Source organism: Phytomonospora endophytica (assembly GCF_014202425.1).
Classification (GTDB): domain Bacteria; phylum Actinomycetota; class Actinomycetes; order Mycobacteriales; family Micromonosporaceae; genus Phytomonospora; species Phytomonospora endophytica.
Genome location: NZ_JACHGT010000025.1, coordinates 64,239 through 83,533, shown reverse-complemented (window position 1 = coordinate 83,533; position 19,295 = coordinate 64,239). Strand labels below are relative to the sequence as shown.

The following is a 19,295-nucleotide window of genomic DNA, read 5'->3' as shown; positions in this document are numbered from 1 at the left end:
CGCGATTCTGCTTCCTGGCCCGAGCGACGGTCAGGGTTGCAGCTTCGTAGGACGGTGTCGGCGGGAGTCTCCATGGCCCTCACCGTTGCGTTTTACAAGGTGGGGGTAGAGAACGATGATGATGCGCTGGCAAGCCTCCGGGTCGATCATCGCCAGCGGGAGAACGAAGTCTTCGAAGCGTCCGAGCGGCAGCGCTTCCGCCATGAAGCGCCGAGCGACCGCCGCGGGAAGTCGTCCGAGCTTTATCAGCTTCAGCAGCAGTTGGCACAGCCTGTTCGGACTGCATTTTCGCCGCGCGAGGCGCACGGCGAGCTCTGGCTCGCCCGCCTCGGCGATGGCCAGGAAGATCGCGTCCTGCTCGGTGAACGCGCGCGCATGCTCGGCCAGCTCGGTGGCCTGCTCGATGCGTCCGGCCACAGCGTGGTCGAAGGCGCGTTCGGATGGGCTCGGGCCATCGGGGTATTCGCTCAGCACCGTGAAAGGCCTCAGCCTCTCGGGACGGACCTGTGGCGTCGGAAGGTTCGGCGTTGTGGAGATGCCTTCGGCCAGCTTCATGGCAAGGTCGTCTTCACCCTGTTCGAGAAGATGGGCGACGACCATCCACAGTGCCTCGTTCCGGGCTCCGGGCTCGCGTACCGTCCGGGCGTGGTTCGCCGCTTCTGTATGCAGTCCGGCACTGCATAGAGCCGCTACCACGGCACCGATCGCATGGTCGAGAACCGTTCGAGTCGGGTTGGGCTTACCGATCGCCTCGTTTTCATGTCCGGCGGCGCCTTCGAGGACTTCTGAGATCAGTGCTCGGCGAAGTTGCGGATCTATGGAAGGTGCGGCGATGATCGTGCAGAGCCCTATCGGTGCCGGGGACTCCGAGTCCACCAACCGGGCCAGCCGCACCGCACTCTCGACCCTCCCGGCGTCGATCCAGGCTTCTATGAGGGTGTTCGGGGCCGCGCCGAGACGGGTCGAGCCTGCGGCGGTGAAGTCATTGTCAGGAAGCAGCGCGGAAGCGATTATCAACAGCGTCGGAAAGTCGACGACACGGACTGACGCCCGGGCCAGTCGTTCGCTTGCCAGGGCTGCTTCACGTGCCCGTTCATGATCACCGCTTCTGGCGTAGCAGCCGGCGAGGACCGCGAAGCTCTGGGCACGTTCGATGTCGTTCGGCGATGCTGCGAGGAAGCGTGCGGCAGCCGTATGGTCACCAGAGCTTACGGCGAGATCGATTCCCCGGTGGATCAGCGGCGTCTCCTTGCTCGCTTCCACTTGGGTGAGCAGACGTTCGAGGAACTCGGTGAAGCACACCCGGTCGCCTACGTGCAAAGCCGCGAATGCCAAATGGCACAAGGCTTCTGGGTCCTTCGCGTCGAGAGGAAATGCCGGGCGCTCGTCTGGGAACGCCAACATCACCCGAAGTGCTAGGAGTCGCGCTGCGGCCCAAGGCTCAAGGTTCAAACCGAGCGCGACGCGGAGAGCCGCTCGATACAGCTGCTCGGCCTGGACCAGATTCCCCTTGGCGATCGCGCATTCGGCCAGGTCGAGCAGGGCCTTCAGTCTTGGGGCCGGATCGAGCCGTGTGGCGAGTTCGATCGCCTCGGGAAAGCGAGTGGCCCCACCCAAGGCGGCGATCAGGTGACGCCGTGCGTCCGGATACCTCTCCACGAGCCCTGCCAAGGCTCTCAGGAGGCCGTTCGTGAGGACCCGCTGGCCACCCGTTGCTGCCGCTTCGACGAGGCGCGCCAAGACCCGCGCCTGCACCATGAGCCGTGATCCGCCGATCCGCTCGCGTGCCTTGGGGGTGAGTGCCGTCAGGCGGGCGGTGTCACCGGTGATCGCGTAGGCGACGGCGAGTTCGGCGGTGGCGTTTAGATGCTCGGCAGCCTCCGTGATGCCCCCCAGAAGTGCTGTCGTGCGATCGTGTTCGCCGAGGAGGGCCCACACCGCCGGCAATTGGGACGGGATGTGGGCGTTGCGATCGGCCACGCGGTCGCGGTGGGCGGTGAGGAGCGCCAACGTGTACAGGTCAGGTGGCTCGGCTCCGGCCAGCATCCGCTGCGCCGTGCGTATTTCCGTCAGTGCCCAGGCGTCGCCTCCGGTGAGCCGGAGCATGTGATCATGCCGGGCGCTGTCGTGGGCCAGCCGGGCGAGAATGGCGGTTTCTTCGTCTTCCTGCAGCATCGCGAAGTACGGCCCGAACACGAATCCCGGCGTCTCTTCGGGCCATCGTTCGTTCGAGTAAGTCTCGGCCCAGGCGACGACGCGCTCGCGGTAGGCCCGAAGTTGCCGGTCGCCCAATCGGGCCCGGGCCTCGTTGAGCAGTGTCTCGTGGGCGAACGCGTACGTGTCGTCCTCAGCCCGGTTGAGGGTGCGGCCGACGACGCCTCCCAGCATGTCGGCGATCAGGTCCCTCGGGATCTCGGTCAGTTCCTCTAGATCCTCGACGGTCATGCCGCCGCCCCCGGCGGCCAAGAAGCCGACCACGTCGCGTTTCCAGCCCATGTCGCCCAGGACCGACCGCAGTTCAGCCCGAGCGAGACGAGCCAAGTCGGCGGCGTGGGGGGAAGGCCTGAGCGTCCGTGGAGCACAGGTCCGAAGTGGATGGTCATGGGCGACGTCATCGGGGAGGTCCGGGCTGGGACGGGAGGCGACGATAACCTGCATGTCAGGAGGTGGGTGGCGGGGCAGCAAGGACGCGATGCCGGGCGCGCCCTCGCCGGACAGGTCCTCGTCGAGGCCGTCGACCAGCAGGACGAGCCGCCTTCCCTGGGACGCGAGGCGTTCGGCGACCTCTTGCAGGAGCCTGGATCGGTGGTGGTCGCGCTCGCCGACCGGGGTGCCTTCGCCGTTGAGGCCGGCGAGGCGGGTCAGCAGGAACTGTGTAAAGGCATCACCGGTGGCATCCGCGGCGACGGCCGCGCGGATGAAGTAGGGGACGACTTCGACGTGCGGCGGGGGATTCAGGGAGAAGGCCGCCATCAGCGCCGACTTTCCCGCCCAGGGCCCCGCCTGCCACCAGAAGTAGGACTCTTCCCCCGAGCAGAAGGCGGCCATGGCGTCTAGTTCCGCGCCTCTGTCGAGGAGACCGCCGACCGGCGTGAACTCGCGGAGGTGCGGATTCTGGGCGGGCCGGGGCACATATCCGAGTAGTGCGGTCAGTGGCGGGCACCCGTCGACGCGGGCGGCCGTCAGCCTGTTGAGCCCTTCGCGGGCGTGGTGCCTGGCGAGGACGCCGACGAGGCTTCCGCCCACGAACACCGGCCCGCCTGAGATCCCCTGCCACGGCGACGAATCCGGATCGGGATGCGCCTCCGGTGGCGCGACCGTGAGCTGGAGGGTGCCTTCACGATCGTTGGCCAGCACGGCGATCGAGCCCTGTTCGTGGGCCAAGGAGTAGGAGCCGTCGGGCCGCCGCTTCCACCAGGGGTAACCGGCGACGGAGGCGGCGACGAAGTCACCGTCGAGGGAGGTGAGACGAACGGGTGAGACGACGGGGGTGCCAACCGCATCGAGGACGGCCAGATCACTTGCGGCGTCGAAGAAGGCGACCGTCGCGGCCGATAGTGAACCGGCGAGACGGATCCGCAGCGCGGAAGCCCCCTGCACCACATGCCACGCCGTCAGCACCTTCCCCGGGCAGACCAGGTATCCCGACCCGGCGCGTCTCTCGGCGTCGTCCCGTAGCACCTCGACGACCCTCGCTGCCTCCACTCCACCCCCTTACCGACACCGAAGCGCCCCGGCCCACACTAGCCCGGGGCGCCCCAACGTGAAGCAGTCAGCTCCCCCAGTCCGGCCGCAGCGGCATGTGCGCGTTGGTCCCGTCGAGCCGCACCGCGAGGAACTGGTGCAACTCGATCCCGTTGTGCTCGAACCCGAGCCGCGACCCCACCAGGTACAGCAGCCACGCTCTCGCGGTCTGCTCGCCGACCTCGGCGACGGCCGCGTCCCAGTTCGCCTCCAGGTTCGCCGTCCAGCCCCCCAGGGTCATGGCGTAGTGCTCGCGCAGGTTCTCGGAGTGGCGGACCTCGAAACCGACGTCGTGGATGTGCGTCATCAGGTTGCCGGGCCCCGACAGCTCCCCGTCGGGGAAGATGTAACGGGTGATGAACCCGCCCCGCTCGTTCGGCGGGAGCGTCCCGTCCGGGTGCGTGATCGTGTGGTTGAGCAGGCGGCCGCCCGGCTTCAGCTTGTCGTAGAGGGACCGGAAGTAGTCGGCGTGCTGCGCGCGGCCGATGTGCTCGGTCAGCCCGATCGAGCTGATCGCGTCGAAGCCCGACTCCGCGGCGTCGCGGTAGTCCATGAAGCGGACCTCGGCGAGATCGCCGAGGCCTTCGCGTTCGATCGCCTCCTGCGCCCAGGTGGCCTGAGCCTTCGACAGGGTCACGCCGAGGGCCTTCACGCCGTACTCGCGGGCGGCGTGCATGACCATCCCGCCCCAGCCGCAGCCGACGTCGAGCAGCCGCATCCCCGGCCGCAGCCCGAGTTTGCGCGCGACCAGGTCGTGCTTCTCGAACTGCGCCTCCTCAAGGGTCGCGTCGATCTTCGGGTACACCGCGCAGGTGTAGGCCATCGACGGGCCGAGGATCAGTTCGTAGAAACGGTTCGAGACGTCGTAGTGGTGGGCGATCGCGGCGGCGTCGCGGCGCTTGGAGTGCGTGCGGCCCGACAGTTTCGCCTCCCCGGCCGGCAGCGGTGGCCGCTTGAGCAGCTTCAGTCCCCCGAGCTTGCTGAAGATGCCCAGCGCCTCGCCCCGAGACGGCGGCGACACGCTGTCCCACAGCTCCTTGAGCCCCGAGTACAGGTCGCCGGTGACGTCGATCGCGCCCGTCACGTAGGCCCGCGCCAGCCCGATCCCGCCACGCAACCCCGTCGCCAGATAGTTCAGGGCCAGCGGATCCCGGACCACGATGGTGGCCACCGCGTCCTTCGGACCGGCGTGGCTGCCGTCGTAACCCTGGAAGGCCACGGGCACGTCGGGCCCGACGAATCGTTCGTACACTTCAGACAGTCGCATGATCACCTGCCACCTTCTCGTACAGATCAGGGAATCGTCCGCGCGGGTCGTAGCGCTCCTTGAGCCGCCCGTACGCCTCACCGTTGTAATGCCGCCAGAACTCCGACCGTTCGTAGTGGACGGTCGAGTACAGCGACTTGTGCCCGCCGAGTGAGTCCACGAGCCGCTCCACGTAACGGTTGTGGTGGTCGGCGGGCTGTCCCTCGGCCAGGGGCGCGGTGGCCCAGAAGCCGAAGTTCACGTAGGTCTCACCGGGTGCCAGCGGGTACAGGGGCCAGGCCGAGGAGTCGGCCAGGGCCAGGGGGCACAACCAGATCGGCCGGATCGGGACCTCGGCGCAGAACTCGGCGAGGAACTCCGCGGCCCGCTCGATGGGCACCTCGACGTCCTGCACGACGAACTCGCTTCGCTTGCCCCGCATGGAATCCAGCCGCGCGGTGAAACCGTGCCGCTGGTCGAGCGCGACGAGTTTGCGGTACACGTCCGACCGGCGCAGCTGGCGCGGCCACAGCGCCCGCACCACCGGGTTCTGCACACCGAAGGCGGCCGAGCACCAGAACCAGTCGGTGTCCCAGCGCCACAGGTAGTCGGCGACGCGCAGATGGTCGACCCGGCGCTCCCGCACCGACTTGTAGTAGACGCCCATCCCCGTGTAGTCCGAGGTGTAGGGCACCTCGTCGGCGAAGGTCCCCACCGACAGGTACATCTCCGTTGGCCCGAAGACCACGCCGTCGAGGAAGTCGACGGTCCGTCCATCGTGGACGCGTGACGCGCAGATCTCGGCCATGGCGGCGAAGCAGGCCGCGGCGTCGTCGAAACGCAGGTGCCGGACGGTCACGAAGGGCTTGACCGGCTGCAGGTCGATGACCAGCCGCAGCGCGTATCCGAGCGTCCCGTAGGAGTTCGGCAGACCTCGCAGCAGCTCGGCGTGCTCGCCGTCGCGGGCGGCGGTCACGAGCTCGCCGGAGCCGGTGAGCACGTCCATCTCGCGCACCCATTCGTGCGGCAGTCCGGCGAAGAAGGACGTCGACTCGATGCCGAGCCCGGCGACGGCGCCGCCGAGGGTGATCGTCTTCAGCTGCGGCACGACGTGCGGCATGAGACCGTGCGCGAGGGTCGCCTCGACGAGCCTGTCGTAGGTGATGAGCCCGCCGACCTCGGCGGTGCGCGCCTCGGCGTCGATCGACAGGACCTGGTCGAGACCCTCGGTGGGCAGGCCCGGCGCGCGGTCGCGGGCGCCGAAGCGGAACAGGTTCGAACTGGGCTTCGCCAGCCGCAGCGGAGCGTCGGGAGGGAGGTCGCTCAGGGCGCCGCGCAGGCGCTCGACGGCCTCGTCATGGGTCGGCAGATCGCGCACTCGGCCATCCTCTCCGCAGGTCGTGACGTCACGGGCGGGTTCACGCCCCTGACATATATCTCACCGGAGTGACGATTCCATGCGGATGCATGCGTTGGCAATGATTTTGGCCTACACCACATTCTTGAGAGGAGCCTGAGGTAGAGAGAACCCCGGGCCGAGGCGGCCCGGGGTCGTGTGGTTCTCGTGCCTCAGCGCTGGAGTCTCGGCCCGGCGACGCCGTCGAGGACGATGTCGAGCACCTGCTCGGCGAGCGTCTCCGAACGGAGCCGGGGGTTGGGGCCGAAGAGCTTGTTGACCAGCATCGGGGCCGACAACATGGTGATGACCACCTCGACCTCGGCGTCGGGCCGGATCTCGCCGGTGGCGATGCCGCGCCGGATGACCTCGCGCGAGATCTCCCGGCGCTGCTCGACGACCTGCTCGTGGAGCTTGGCGAACTTCGGGTTGCGCCGCATCTCCAGGGCCACGCACGGGATGACCCGGGCGTCGCGGTCGACGTCGCGCGAGACCGCCGAACTCTTCATGATCGCCAGCAGGTCGGCGCGCACCGACTCGCCCTTCGGGACCGGGATCTTGCTCTTCATGGCCGCGATCGCGTCCAGGATGAGCTCGTCCTTGCCCGGCCAGCGGCGGTAGATGGTGGCCTTGCCGACCCCGGCCTTGGCCGCGATCGCCTCGACCGACAGCGCCTCGATGGACGCGCCCTCGGAGAGCAGGGTGATCACGGCGTCGAAGATCGCTTCGGCGACGCCGGGGTCGCGCGGCCTCCCAGGAGCCCGCGCCGCCCCGGCGTCAGCAGAGATGGTCATCGTCTCAGGCTTCCACAAGTACCGGCTCGACAGAAGGCGGCGTCTCCGGCTCGGTGGGCCGCTCGGTCTTGCGACCGGGCAGCAGCACCCAGCTGACCAGGACACCGAACCCGGCGATGACGGCCGCGGCGATCGTCGTGGTGTGCATGGCCGAGATGAAGGCCGCGTTCGCGGGCTCGATCAGCGACTGCCCGGCGGGTCCGGCCTGCTCGGCGACGGCGTAGGTCGTCATGATCGAGCTGGACGCGGTCTCGCGGGCCGCCTCGGGCAGCGCGGACAGGGACGGGGTGATCTCGTCGCGGTAGATCTGCGACAGGACCGAGCCCAGCACCGCCACGCCCAGGGCGCCGCCGACCTGGCGGATCGTGTTCGACACCGCCGAACCGACACCGGCCTTCTCCCGCGGCACCGACGCCTGCACGGCCTCGGTCGCCGGGGGCATCACGTTGGCCATGCCCGCGCCCTGCACGAAGAACATCACGCCGACCAGCCACATCGGGGTGTTCTCGTCGAAGGTCAGGTAGACCAGGAACGACGCGGTCACGATCGCCATGCCGGTCGCCGAGACGGCGCGTCCGCCGTACTTCTTGACCATCGCGGCGCTGCGCGGCGCGAAGATCAGCTGCGCGGCGGCGAAGGGCACGAAGAGCAGACCCGTCTGGATCGGGCTGAGCGCGTGCACGGCCTGCAGGTAGAAGGCGAAGAAGAACATCAGGCCCATGGCCGCGAAGAACACCAGGCCGATCGTCGCCGTCGCGCCGGAGAAGGTCCGGTTGCGGAAGAGCGAGACGTCCAGCGCCGGGTTCGGGATGCGCCGCTCGTAGAGCACGAAGGCGGTCAGCACCACGACGGCGCCGGCGAGGCTGCCCCACACGGTGAACTGGCCCCAGTCGCCGCTGTCGCCGCCCTCGATGATGCCGTAGGTCAGCAGGGTCAGGCCGACGATCGACATGAGCACGCCGACCACGTCGAGCTTCGACGGCTTCGGGTCCTTCGACTCCGGCACCAGCGCGAAGATCGCGATGAGCCCGATGACGACGACCGGCACGTTGATCAGGAAGACCGAGCCCCACCAGAAGTTCTCCAGCAGGAAGCCGCCCAGGACGGGACCGATGGCCGCGCCGAGGCCGACCGCGCCGGCCCACAGGCCGATCGCCTTGCCGCGCTCACGCGGGTCGAAGACGTTGGAAATGATCGACAAGGTGGCCGGCAGGATCCCGGCGGCGCCGATGCCCATGCCCGCGCGGGCCCAGATCAGCTGGTCCGGGGTGGTCGCGAAGGCCGAGATCAGCGAGGCGAGACCGAAGATCGCCATGCCCGCGACGAGCATCTTGCGGCGGCCGATGCGGTCGCCGAGGACGCCGAAGGTGAACAACAGGCCGGCGAAGACGAGGGTGTAGGAGTTGATGGCCCAGGCGAGCTGGCTCTGGCTCGCGCCGAGGCCGGCCTCCGGATCGGAGATGGTCTTCATCGCCACGTTGAGGACGGTGTTGTCCAGCACGACGACGAGCAGGCTCACGACCAGGACGCCGAGGATCGCCCACCGACGGGGGTGGCCGCCCATGGGGGCCTCCGTGGACGGTGGTCCGGCGGGGTTGGATGACATCAGGGTGTCCTTAAGATTTCGATACGGGTTCGTCTCAGAATTAGCGCGTGCTCGAAACTACGCCGGGGAATCCGATACGGCACCGTTTCGTATCGCAGGTCACAGTGTCGGATTTTCGCGCTCGCGAGGGGCTTGCCGGGAGTTCACCCGGATGCCGCCTTCGATACGTCTCGCCCGGGCCGGGCCGAGAGGTCGCCGGCGAGCGTCGGCGGTGCTCAGTCGCTGTTTTAAGCGTTTGGCCGACCATAGCGGGGGCCTCTGACAGTTCCGGTGAAGTTCTTGCGCCGTCCGGTCCGCTGGTTCAAACTGTAAATACAGCGAACCGTTAAGGTTCCTGACTACTTCCCCCTTGGCACTACCCGGCTCCACCCCCGCAGAGGCCGCACACCCGGAGGACCTCATGAGCACCCGGCCCAAGATCCGCACACTGCCGTTAATCACCGGCGTCGTCGTCGCCGCGCTGGCGGTGGCCATGGGGATCTTCATCCCCACCATCGCCCAGTCCGCCGAGGACCACGCCGCCTGCCGTCCCGACGGCGTCTTCCTGCAGACCGGCGTGAACGTCCCGTACTGCGACGTCTACGATGCCGACGGCCGCGAGAAGATGGGCGGTCCCGACCGCCGCGTCATCGGCTACTTCGCCAGCTGGCGCAACGGCTCGAACAACCAGCCCACCTATCTCGTCCCCAACATTCCGTGGGGCAAGGTCACGCACCTCAACTACGCCTTCGCCCACATCGACGGCGCCAACAAGATCTCGGTCGGCGCCGACGGGCCGAACAACCCGCACACCGGGATGACCTGGCCGGGCGTGCCCGGCGCGGAGATGGACCCGACGCTGTCCTACAAGGGCCACTTCAACCTGCTGACCAAGTACAAGAAGGCCAACCCGAACGTCAAGACGCTCATCTCGGTCGGCGGCTGGGCCGAGTCCGGCGGCTACTTCGACGACAACGGGACCCGCGTCAACAACGGCGGCTTCTACACGCTCGCCGACGACCAGGCGAAGATCAACACCTTCGCCGACTCGGTGGTCACCTTCATCCGCAAGTACGGCTTCGACGGCGTCGACATCGACTACGAGTACGCCACCAGCGCGCCCCACGCCGGCAACCCGCTCGACTTCACCTTCGCCGAGCCCCGCCGGGCCCGCCTGATGGCCGGCTACGTCAACCTGATGCGCACCCTCCGGGAGAAGCTCAACGCCGCCTCGGCCGCCGACGGGCAGTACTACATGTCCACCGCCGCGGTCTCGGCCTCCGGCTGGATCCTGCGCGGGAGCGAGTCCTACCAGGTGACGCAGTACCTCGACTACGCCAACCTGATGACCTACGACCTGCACGGCTCGTGGAACAAGTTCGTCGGCCCGAACGCCGCCCTCTACGACGACGGCACCGACGCCGAGATGCAGCACTGGAGCATGTACAGCACCTACGGCCAGGGCTATCTGAACACCGACTGGGCCTATCACTACTTCAGAGGCTCGATGCCGGCCGGGCGGATCAACATCGGCGTCCCGTTCTACACGCGCGGCTGGCAGAACGTCACCGGCGGCACCAACGGTCTGTGGGGGAGTTCCTCGCTGGCCGACCAGACCAAGTGTCCACCGGGCACCGGCAGTGACGTCGGCTCGACCGTCCCCTGTGGAGACGGCGCGATCGGCATCGACAACCTCTGGCACGACGACGACACCACCGGCCGTGAGGTCCCCTCGGGCGCCAACCCCATGTGGCACGCCAAGAACCTCGAAGACGGCATCACCCCCGACTACCTCGACGACTACGGCCTCGACCCGGTCAACGACCCCGCCGACCGCGTCACCGGCGACTACGTGCGCAACTACTCCTCCACGCTGGTGGCGCCGTGGCTGTGGAACAACACCAAGAAGGTGTTCCTGTCCACTGAGGACGAACAGTCCATCAACGCCAAGGCCGACTTCATCGCGGCCAAGGGCCTGGGCGGCGTGATGTTCTGGGAGCTGTCGGGCGATTACCGCTACAACTCCACCAAGGGCCAGTGGGAGATGGGCGACACGCTCGTGTCGGCCCTCTACAACAAGCTCAACAACGCCGGCCCCTACGGCAACCTCAAGGCCAACGGCCCCATGCCGACCGAACAGCTCAACGTCAACGTGACCTTGAGCGGCTACGCCGTCGGCGACGCGAACTACCCGATCAACCCCGAAATGAAGATCACCAACAACTCCACGACCACCATCCCCGGTGGCGCGACCCTGGAGTTCGACTACGCCACGACCGCGCCCTGCGACATGTCGCAGCAGTCGGGCTGGACGCTGACCAACGGCCCTTGCGGCCATACCGGCGGCAACAACAACGGTGGACTGAAAGGCGACTTCCAGCACGCCAAGATGACCATCCCCAGCTGGCAGAACATCGCGCCGGGTGCCTCGGCCGCGGTGAAGATCGTCTACCGGCTGCCGATCTCCTCGCCCTCGAACTACAAGCTCACCTTCGGCGGCAAGTCCTACCGGCTCTCGGTGGACCACCCGCGCGGCACCGGCACCGGGCCCAACCCGACCGATCCCACCGGTTCGCCGACGACGTCGCCGACGGTCTCACCGACCACCTCGCCGACGACCTCGCCGACCGCCGGACCCTGCGCCAACCCCGCGTGGCTGGCGACGAAGGTCTACAACGGCGGCAACCTGGTGTCCCACAAAGGACACAACTGGCGCGCGAAGTGGTGGACTCAGGGCGAAGAACCCGGCACGACCGGACAGTGGGGAGTGTGGGCCGACCTCGGCGCATGCTGACCCCGTGACGGGGACCGCCGCCTGATCCCTTCCAGGCGCGAGGTTCCATCCCCGGCGGGCACGTTCCCGACCCACCAGGAACGTGCCCGCCTTCCCGGCGTCTAAGGGATGTACGCCAGCAGCGAGTAGCCGGCGTAGGCGGCCGGTTCATCGACGGTGGCCACGACCTCCCCGGAGGCGCCGATCAGCGTGAGCGTCCCCTCGGTGCGCAGCAGCATCGAGCCGTCGGCGGTGAAGCGCACGGCCGTCACCCCGTCGAGTGGCAGCGGCACGGCCTGACCGGTCGCCGCGTCGATCACCGTGTCGCACTGGATCGCCCGCGTGACATCGCCGACCGGCTCGCCCGCCCCGACCGTCGACACGCAGAACCGTCGCGCCCCCGGGCCGACGTCGACCAGATCGGTCACCTCGCGGCCCGGGATCTCGAACGTGACGTCCCGCTCGCCGGTCAGGTCGGCGTCCATGACCGTCGCCGCGCCCTCGCCGAGCGCGCCCGCCATGATCTTCGTGCCGTCGGCCGAGTAACGGTAGTGGCAGCTGACGGCCGCGCCCTTCTCCTCGGGGCGACTCGCGCCGGGCGGGACGACACGGACCGTCGACGGACCGGAGACGCCGCCCATCCCGTAGAGGAGAACGCCTTGCGGGCTCCACACCGGTTCCACGCAATAGGGATCGGCGCCGGCGGCCACACCCCAGGGCTCCCCGCCGATCTCGTTGTCCACCACGTCGAACTGACCGTCCACGCTCACATAGGAGACGAGCGAACCGTCGTTGGACACGTTCAGCGAGGACCAGCCCGTGGCGTAGTCGACCTCGACGGTCTCGACCCCCTTCCCGCCGCTGAACTCGTGCAGCGAAGTCGAGGAGAAGTCCTCCGGCGAACCCAGATAGAAGACCCGGCCGGGGAGCCCCCCTGCCGGCCGGGACGCCGAGCCCGACGGACCGGGATCGACGCGACCGCCGGGCGAGCAGGCGGCCAGGGCGGCGAGGACGGTCGCGGCGGTGAACGCCGCGAGAAGCGCGCGAGGGGTGGTGGTCACGCCGCCGAAGGTATCGCCTCCGCGCCGGGGCGGGACGTATCGGACCCGGAAACCGTTCCCTCGCAACCGAAGCGAACCACGCCCTTCATTCACTGACTTGGCACCGGCGGCCTCGCGGCGCCCCAGCTCACCGTCCACTTCGGAGCCCACCGTCGGTCCCGTCCCGACTTTCCGTCACCGAAGCGGCAACCGCCCCCGTCGCGGCGAGCGTCCTTGAGACGTGGGCATCACGCCCATGGATCCACTGGGAGAACTAGGGGAGTTCAACTTGAAGATTCGCTCCGCAATCGCGGCCGCGGGGGTGACCGCCCTCGTCCTGAGCAGCGGCACCGCCGCCGCGGCCGAGCCCACGTGGCCCGGTGCCACCACACAGCCCGACACCGCCCACGCGATCGATCCCACTCAGCCGAGCCAGGTCATCGAACTGATCACCGGGGACAAGGTTTTACTCCAGTCGAGGAACCGCTACACCTTCGTGCCCGCCGACGGCCGTGAGAACGTCGGCTACACCAGCTTCATCACCAAACGCGACGGTGCCGAAGAGCGCCTGGTCATCCCGCGCGACGCCGTTCGCCTCCTCGCCGACGGCAAACTCGACCGCCGCCTGTTCAACGTGACCGCGCTGGCCCGCGACGGCCACGCCGACGCGGCTTCGCTGCCGCTGATCGTCCAGTACGAGGACGGAACGCGTCCCGCCGGCGACATCGCCGGAGCCGAGCGCACCTCGACCCTGTCGGGCATCGACGCCGCCGTCTACGACGTGGCCCCCGCCGACGCCGAAGGCGTCTGGGATGCGCTCACCACCTCCAACGGCCGCGCGCTCTCCTACGGTTACCAGCACGTGTGGCTCGACGGGCGTTCCAAGCTCCTGCTGGATCAGAGTGTCCCGCAGGTCGGTGCTCCGGTCGCGTGGGAGGCGGGTTACACCGGTTCTGGGGTGACCGTGGGTGTCCTGGACACCGGTTACGATCCGGCCCATCCCGATCTGGCTGGTCGTGTCAGTAAGGCCAAGGACTTCACCGGGACTTCGCCCGGAGCCGTTGACGGTTACGGGCACGGGACGCATGTGGCGTCGACGGTGGCCGGTACGGGTGCGGCGTCGAACGGGAAGTACAAGGGTGTGGCGCCCGACGCGAAGCTGCTGATCGGGAAGGTGTGCGACGACGACGGCTTCTGTGACGATTCGGCGATCATCGCCGGGATGCAGTGGGCCGCCGATGAGGGCGCGGCCGCGGTGAACCTGAGCCTGGGTGGTGGACCCAGCGACGGGACCGACCCGCTGTCGCTCGCGGTCAACGAGATCTCGCTGGCCTCGGGCACTCTTTTCGTCATCGCCGCGGGTAACGACGGTGCCGATGAGGCGGTCTCCAGTCCCGCGACGGCCGATGAGGCGCTCGCGGTGGGCAGTGTGACCAAGTCCGATGAGTTGTCGGACTTCTCCAGCCGTGGCCCGCGATTTGGTGACGGGGCGGTCAAGCCCGACATCTCCGCGCCGGGCAGTGACATCGTGGCGGCGCGTGCGGCCGGAACCGATGGCCCGGCACCGGTCGATGACTTCTACACCGGGGCCAGTGGCACCTCGATGGCCACCCCGCACGTCGCGGGGGCCGCGGCGTTGCTGAAGCAGGCGCACCCGGACTGGACCGCGCGGCAGCTGAAGTCGGCGCTGATGAACAGCTCGAAGGGCCTTGACGGGCTGACGATCTACGAACAGGGCGCGGGCAGGCTCGACATCGGCCGGGGCGTTTCCCAGGAGGTCACCACCGATGTCGGTTCGCTCAGCTTCGGGAAGTTCGCCTTCCCACACGGCCAGCCCGCGGTGAGCAAGACGGTCACCTACACCAACGGGTCCAGCACCGAGGTCACCCTCGCGCTGTCGCTGGCCGCGACCGCTCCCGATGGTTCACCGGCCCCGGCCGGTGTCTACGCGGTGAACAAGTCGAGCGTCACGATCCCGGCCGGTGGCACCGCCGGGGCCACCATCACCTTCAACCCGATCGCCGGAAGCCCCCAGGGCGCCTACAGCGGCGTACTCACCGCCAACAACGGCGACGACCTCGTCATCCGCACCGCGGCCGGCGGCGTTCTTGAGCGGGAGATGCACGACCTGACCATCAAGGTCAAGCCCCGCAAGGGAACCACGATCGAGGACTACGCCTTCTTCTACTTCAACGTCGCCGACGGTGAAGGCGACCTCGCCATCGCCGACGGCTCGGGCGACACGACGGTCCGCGTCTCGCCGGGCACCTACGAGATCCTCGGAACGGTGTGGAGCGAACAGCCCCAGCCCAACTACACCCTCTTCGCCGGGGACCTCACGATCGGCCACGCCGACGCGATCTCCGCCTGGGACCTGAACAAGGCGACCAGGCACAGCGTCGGGCTCGCCGACCGTACCGGTGAGAAGTTCGTCGGCTCCCTCATCTCGATGGAGGCGACGTCCCAGGACGGCTCGTCCGGTTACGGCATCGACGGCAGCATCGGGCCTGGTGAGGCCGCGTGGGTCATCGAGAGCAAGGCACTGGCGAGCAGCGACTTCCTGTACCAGGTGCACCCGGTGATCGTCAGCCCGGACGGGGCCAAGAAGCCCTACCGCTACGAGCTGAACTACGTCACGAAGGGCAAGCTGCCCAAGGGAAGTACGCAGAACCCGAAGGACTCCGCCTTCACTCGTGAGAAGGCCGTCTATCACAGCCAGGGCGTCAAGACGACCGGCGAGCGGGTCAACTTCCCGGAGCTGTTCCCGCACTCCACCTCCGGTTTCGGCCTGGAGGTCGCGCTGCCCTCGACGGTCGACGAGTACTACCAGACCGGCGAGTGGGAATGGTCGAGCGACCTGTACGTCGGGGACCTCAACGAGTTCGACGTGGAGTACCAGGGCTTCGTCTCGCCGCGCAAGGTCAACCGGACGGTCAACTGGAACCACGTGCCGCTGACACCGTCGGTCGAGAACTGGTCCGTGGGCCGTTTCGAGGACTACATCGGGGTCGGAGTGTCGATGTTCTCGGGGCCGACCCCGGGTATGCCGACGAACTCCTACTCCGCCAACGGGGTGACCGGGACGACGTCGCTGCTGAAGGACGGTCAGGTTCTCGGCTCGTCGGATTACCCGTGTCTCGGTGACTTCGACCTGCCTCCGGGCACCAACGGCCGCTTCACCCTCAAGTGCGAGGCGACGCGTTCGGTGGCGTGGTCGAACATCGGGACCAAGTCCAGTGGTGAGTGGACCTTCGACAGTTCCTACTCGCCGGAGGGCGAGGCCGTGAACCTCAGCGCGGTCCGGATGGGCGCCGCCGGCGTCGTGAACGGATACGCGCCGGTCGGGTCGACGCAGGCGGTGACGCTCGACGTCGAACGCGGCAACCCGGATGTCAACCCGGGCACCAAGAGCCTGAAGTTCGAGGTGTCCTACGACGAGGGCAAGACGTGGAAGACGGTCACGATCAGCCGGACCGGTGACCACGCCACCGCGAGCCTCAAGCACCCGGCGGGTGCGAAGTCGGTCTCGGTGCGCTTCTCGACCACCGACAAGACGGGTCAGACCTCGGTCCACACGACGATCAAGGCGTATGGACTGAAGTAGAAGGCGTTACTCGCGAGGACGTGCCGGTCGGGTGGGCCGACCGGCACGTCGTGGAGGGCGTGCCGCCGGGCGGGGGGCACGCCCTCCTTCAATTCTTCTTCTCAACGGGGGCAACCTTTCCCGGTCCCGGACCCGTCTTACCAACGGCGGCACCCCGCGGGTGCGCGCCCACGACGTTCTTGTTGAACGCGACACCGGGTGGGCCGGTGGCGCGGCGGAGGAGGACACGCCTGCCGGAGGCGTGTCCTCCTTCCTATTCAGGTCCACAATGGATGTCGTCGGAGACGGCGACGGCGGCCCGCGAAGGCAAATGGGGCACCGGGTCGAGAACGCCTCGGTCGCGGCCATTTCCGCACGGCGACTTCCCAGGTGGGCGACCGTGCCGGTACGGACTGAAATGGAAGATCAACACTTACCAAGGTTAAACATTTCAGATTCTGGACTATTTCCGGGCGAGGTCTGGTCCGCCCCCATGATCGTGACGTACGGTGTGCCGAACTGATCCCTGCCCGCTCACGCATCCTCCTGGGGTGATCATGTCTTTGGCGCTGGTGCCACAGCCGTTGTCCGTCACCGAGAACACTGGAACCTTCACCCTCGACGGGGGTGTTTCGATCGTCGCCTCCGGTGAGGCGACCGGCCCCGCCTGGCTGCTGCACGACGCGCTCCGCGCCGGTACGGGCCTCCCGCTGCCGGTCCTGCCCTCCGCCGACGGCCCCGCCGTCACCTTGGCCCTGGAAGGCGACGCGGTCGAGTACCCGTCGGTGGCCGCCGAGCGCTACACGCTCGACGTGGACGCCGCCGGGGTACGCCTCACCGCCGCGCACCCCGCCGGCCTGGCCCGCGCGGTGCAGACCCTGCGCCAGTTGCTCCCCGCCGACACGCTGCGGGCCGGTGCGGTCGACAGTGGACGACCGGTCGAGGTTCCGGCCGTGTCCATCGTGGACGAACCGCGCTTCGCATGGCGCGGCGTGATGCTGGACCTGGCCAGGCACTTCCTGCCGAAGGTCGACGTGCTGCGCCAGATCGACCTGGCCGCGCTGCACCAGCTCAACGTCGTGCACCTGCACCTCACCGAGGACCAGGGCTGGCGCATCGAAGTGCCGGGCTGGCCGAAGCTGACCGAGCTGGGGTCGTGGCGTCCGGAGACGGTCGTCGGGCACGCCGGGAAACCGCAGGGCTACGACGGCACCCCGCACGGCGGTTACTACACGCGCGAGGATCTGCGCGAGATCGTGTCCTACGCGGCGGCACGGCACGTGACGGTCGTGCCGGAGATCGACCTGCCCGGGCATGTGCGCTCGGTGCTGGCGGCCTACCCGGAACTGGGCAACCAGGACGTGCCGGGGCGCGAGGACAAGGGCGTGGCGACGACCTTCGGGATCTTCCCCGAGGTGCTGGCACCGACCGATGAGGCCGTGCGCTTCATCAAGGACGTGCTCGACGTCGTCGTGGACGTGTTCCCCTCTCCCTACGTCCACATCGGCGGCGACGAGGTCCCGCGCGTCGAATGGCGCGAATCGCCCGCCGCACAGGCGAAGGCGGCCGAGCTCGGACTGGCCTCGACCGACCTCATCCAGTCCTGGTTCACCAAGATCATGGGCGAGCACCTGACCGCCGCCGGCCGCAAGATGATCGGCTGGGACGAGATCCTCGACGGCGGCGCGCCCGCCGACGCCGCGGTGATGGTCTGGCGGGACTTCTCGATCGCCGCCAAGGCCCTCCAGGCCGGCCACTCCGTCGTCATCGCACCGCACGACGAGGTCTACCTCAACTACTACTCCTCCGAGGACGCCGACGAGCCGCTGCACATCTTCGGGCTGAACACCGTCGAGGGTATCGCCGGCTTCGAGCCGATTCCCGAGGGTCACTCCGCCGAGGGCGTGCTCGGTCTCCAGGCCGAACTGTGGAGCGAGTACATCCCGACGCGCCTCGCGCTGGAGTACTGCGCCTATCCGCGACTCGCGGTCGTCGCCGACGTCGCCTGGGGCGCCAAGGACGCGCGCGCCGCCGCGCCGATCCTGGACCGCCTGGAGGCCCACATCGGCCGCCTCGACGCGCTCGGGGTGAACTACCGGCCGCTGACCGGACCGCACCCGTGGCAGAAGGGCGGGACGGGTGGCCGGGCGCGTGTCGAGAAGCCGTACGAGAACCTTGAGGACCACCACGAGAAGCTGGACCTGCCGCCGATCTAGGCGCGTTCTGTGGGGCCGCCGGGGTAGACCCGGCGGCCCTCTTTGTTCGATGCGGGTCCCGCGACCGGTGAGCCGGTGTGTCAGCCGGCGTCGTGGGCGGTGTTGCCGATCCAGTGCTCGACCACGCCGGCGTCTCCAAAGACCTCGATCCCGTTCGACGCCAGGGGGATCCGCCGGGTCAGGCTCAGCAGCAGCGATCCCGCCGGGCCGCTGACCGTCGCGTCGGCGTCCCCGGTCCCCGGCCGCCAGGCCGCGCCTTCGGGGTGCCGCTCGACGAACCAGCCGGCGTCGGTGTCGGTGGCCGTCCACAGGAGGGTCTGCCCGGTGCCCCGGATGGCCTGTGCGGACTCGGGACGCTGCATCTCCCAGGTGGGGGAGGTGAGCATCTTGAAGTGGTTGTCGATGAGCGCGGCCGCGACGTCGGGTTCCACGTCGGGCGGCAGGCCGGCGGCGTTGGCGGCGTCGAAGCCGTGGACGACGGCTTCGTTGAGCATGCTGGACATCCAGAACCGAGTACCGGTCCGCTCGTCCCCGGCGGCGTTGAACACGGGGGCGTCGATCGCGTCGTCGGAGCATGCGTCGGCGACCCGCTGCGCGGAGGCCGACAGCCACGCGGGCCACTCGGCGGGATCGTCGGGGAGCGCGGCCATCTCGGTGGGCAGCCGCGTCGGGTCGGCGATGCGGCGTTCGATGATCTCGGCGACCCAGTTCTGGGTCTGGCCAAGGTGCTCGACCAGGCCGGTCACCGTCCATTTCGGAGTGGTCGGCACTGCGGCGCCGGGCCCGGCCGCTGCCGCCGCTTCGGCCATCCGCCGGGTGTGCTCGACGATCGCCCGCCGGGTTCGTTCCGTGCTGAGCTGGGGCATTGGTGAGACCTTTCCCTAGGTTCGCCGAGCCGGGATCGGTTCGGCGTGCCGA

Annotated in this window: 10 protein-coding genes; 3 read left to right on the top strand and 7 right to left on the bottom strand. The window is 68.5% G+C overall.

What is annotated here, in order from left to right:
• Positions 1–30 precede the first annotated feature (30 nt).
• From HNR73_RS37605 to HNR73_RS37585, 5 genes are all read right to left on the bottom strand, one after another.
• On the bottom strand, positions 31–3,705 hold the full coding sequence (locus HNR73_RS37605; protein WP_184792854.1) for a S1 family peptidase: 3,675 nt from the start codon (positions 3,703–3,705) through the stop codon (positions 31–33).
• A gap of 67 nt (positions 3,706–3,772) precedes the next feature.
• The gene (locus HNR73_RS37600; RefSeq protein ID WP_184792853.1) at positions 3,773–5,011 is read right to left on the bottom strand and encodes a class I SAM-dependent methyltransferase; all 1,239 of its coding nucleotides are present in this window, start codon (positions 5,009–5,011) and stop codon (positions 3,773–3,775) included.
• The gene (locus HNR73_RS37595) at positions 4,998–6,368 is read right to left on the bottom strand and encodes an FAD-binding oxidoreductase (RefSeq protein WP_203686935.1); all 1,371 of its coding nucleotides are present in this window, start codon (positions 6,366–6,368) and stop codon (positions 4,998–5,000) included. The genes HNR73_RS37600 and HNR73_RS37595 overlap by 14 nt, the downstream gene beginning before the upstream one ends.
• A 191-nt stretch (positions 6,369–6,559) precedes the next feature.
• Positions 6,560–7,180: a TetR/AcrR family transcriptional regulator gene (locus HNR73_RS37590; protein WP_184792852.1), complete on the bottom strand. Its 621-nt coding sequence runs from the start codon at positions 7,178–7,180 to the stop codon at positions 6,560–6,562.
• 4 nt (positions 7,181–7,184) lie between these two features.
• Positions 7,185–8,786, bottom strand: a complete 1,602-nt coding sequence (locus HNR73_RS37585; RefSeq protein ID WP_239122380.1) for an MFS transporter — start codon at positions 8,784–8,786, stop codon at positions 7,185–7,187.
• Positions 8,787–9,186: 400 nt separating this feature from the next.
• On the opposite strand from HNR73_RS37585, the gene HNR73_RS37580 reads away from it, so the two are divergent.
• Positions 9,187–11,559 carry a glycosyl hydrolase family 18 protein gene (locus tag HNR73_RS37580; RefSeq protein WP_184792851.1) on the top strand — a complete coding sequence of 791 codons (2,373 nt, stop codon included), beginning with the start codon at positions 9,187–9,189 and terminating at the stop codon, positions 11,557–11,559.
• A gap of 101 nt (positions 11,560–11,660) precedes the next feature.
• Here the strand turns inward: HNR73_RS37580 and HNR73_RS37575 are convergent, their stop codons facing one another.
• The gene (locus HNR73_RS37575; RefSeq protein WP_184792850.1) at positions 11,661–12,599 is read right to left on the bottom strand and encodes a hypothetical protein; all 939 of its coding nucleotides are present in this window, start codon (positions 12,597–12,599) and stop codon (positions 11,661–11,663) included.
• Positions 12,600–12,867: 268 nt separating this feature from the next.
• Between HNR73_RS37575 and HNR73_RS37570 the strand changes: the two genes are divergently transcribed.
• Positions 12,868–16,182, top strand: coding sequence for a S8 family peptidase (locus HNR73_RS37570; protein WP_184792849.1), 3,315 nt, complete (start codon positions 12,868–12,870; stop codon positions 16,180–16,182).
• Between the two features lie 536 nt (positions 16,183–16,718).
• Positions 16,719–18,377, top strand: coding sequence for a beta-N-acetylhexosaminidase (locus HNR73_RS37565; RefSeq protein ID WP_184792866.1), 1,659 nt, complete (start codon positions 16,719–16,721; stop codon positions 18,375–18,377).
• Between the two features lie 80 nt (positions 18,378–18,457).
• Here HNR73_RS37565 and HNR73_RS37560 read toward each other — a convergent pair whose 3' ends face one another.
• Entirely contained in the window at positions 18,458–19,243 is a 786-nt protein-coding gene (locus HNR73_RS37560) for a maleylpyruvate isomerase family mycothiol-dependent enzyme (protein ID WP_184792848.1), read from the bottom strand.
• Positions 19,244–19,295: the final 52 nt, after the last annotated feature.

Coding starts and splice junctions, on each gene's coding strand:
- HNR73_RS37600 (WP_184792853.1), bottom strand. CDS start 5,011: ATGCGACTGTCTGAAGTGTACGAACGATTCGTCGGGCCCGACGTGCCC.
- HNR73_RS37590 (WP_184792852.1), bottom strand. CDS start 7,180: ATGACCATCTCTGCTGACGCCGGGGCGGCGCGGGCTCCTGGGAGGCCG.
- HNR73_RS37585 (WP_239122380.1), bottom strand. CDS start 8,786: ATGTCATCCAACCCCGCCGGACCACCGTCCACGGAGGCCCCCATGGGC.
- HNR73_RS37580 (WP_184792851.1), top strand. CDS start 9,187: ATGAGCACCCGGCCCAAGATCCGCACACTGCCGTTAATCACCGGCGTC.
- HNR73_RS37565 (WP_184792866.1), top strand. CDS start 16,719: ATGTCTTTGGCGCTGGTGCCACAGCCGTTGTCCGTCACCGAGAACACT.
- HNR73_RS37560 (WP_184792848.1), bottom strand. CDS start 19,243: ATGCCCCAGCTCAGCACGGAACGAACCCGGCGGGCGATCGTCGAGCAC.